This is a genomic window from Vibrio sp. 1-Bac 57, assembly GCF_037546855.1.
In the GTDB taxonomy this organism is placed as follows: domain Bacteria; phylum Pseudomonadota; class Gammaproteobacteria; order Enterobacterales; family Psychromonadaceae; genus Psychromonas.
Window position 1 is genome coordinate 1 of record NZ_JALAAC010000098.1, and the last position, 1,042, is coordinate 1,042.

A 1,042-nucleotide genomic window follows, 5' to 3' on the forward strand; every position below is an offset into this window, starting at 1 on the left:
AAGATATTGTTGATCAAGTAAGTCGGGCCTGGAATAACTTTAGGCATCAAGTTGATCATGTAATACCATTTCCGATAAATATGTGATCTAATTAAGGTTCTTACAAAGGAGCTAGTATGAGCCACAATTTTACTGAATTAATTAATGCGACAACCAATGCGAGACAACGATTAAAATTACTCGCAGTCTCGCATTTCTTAGAAGGGAAAAGCAGAACTGATATTGCGGCTTTTTTAAAGGTAAGCCGTAGAAGTGTCAACATTTGGATTAAAGCATACCTTCATTCTGGGTTAACAGGTTTGGAAGTAAAGCCTCGCAGTGGAAGGCCTCATCGACTCACGCCAGAGCAGCTTGCTAATATAAAGCAATATGTGATTGATAATGCGATAAAATCAGATGGAGGCCGTTTGCAGGGGAAGGATATAAAAGAATATATTGAAACAACATTCGGGGTCACTTATCAAAAAACTAATATTTATCATTTACTCAACAAATTAAATCTAAGCTGGATAACAACTCGCTCTAAGCACCCGAAACAATCAGAAGAAGTACAAGCATCTTTTAAAAAAATTCCAAATAAATACGATCCTTAAGATCCCTGGGCATATTCACTTAAAAGATGTCTATATTTGGTTTCAAGACGAAGCTAGATTTGGTCAACGCAATACAACGACCAAAATATGGGCAGAAAAAGGGACCAGACCAAGGGCCGTTCAGCAGCAACAATTTGAGTATGCTTATTTATTTGGTGCGGTCTGTATCAATACCGGTCAAACCGAGGCATTGGTTATGCCTTTTAGTAATAGTGAAGTGATGAAGGCGCATTTGCGCTTAATTTCTAATGCAACGCCGAAGGGAAAACATGCTGTAGTCATCATGGATAGGGCCAGCTGGCATCAATCTTATTTAGCTGAAGAGTTTACTAATCTAACTATTATTCACCTTCCTCCCTATTCCCCTGAGTTAAATTCAATCGAGCAAGTATGGAGTTGGTTGCGTCAGCATCATTTAGCTAATCGTTGTTTTAATGGCTATGAATCAA

General features: G+C 38.3%; 2 protein-coding genes. Both read left to right on the top strand.

The window, feature by feature from the left end:
• The first annotated feature begins 116 nt into the window (after nt 1–116).
• On the top strand, nt 117–593 hold the full coding sequence (locus tag MT391_RS20665; protein WP_499499973.1) for an IS630 family transposase: 477 nt from the start codon (nt 117–119) through the stop codon (nt 591–593).
• 34 nt (nt 594–627) lie between these two features.
• Nucleotides 628–1,042 (top strand): IS630 family transposase (locus tag MT391_RS20670; protein ID WP_499499975.1); only part of this gene is annotated, 415 nt, incomplete at its 3' end.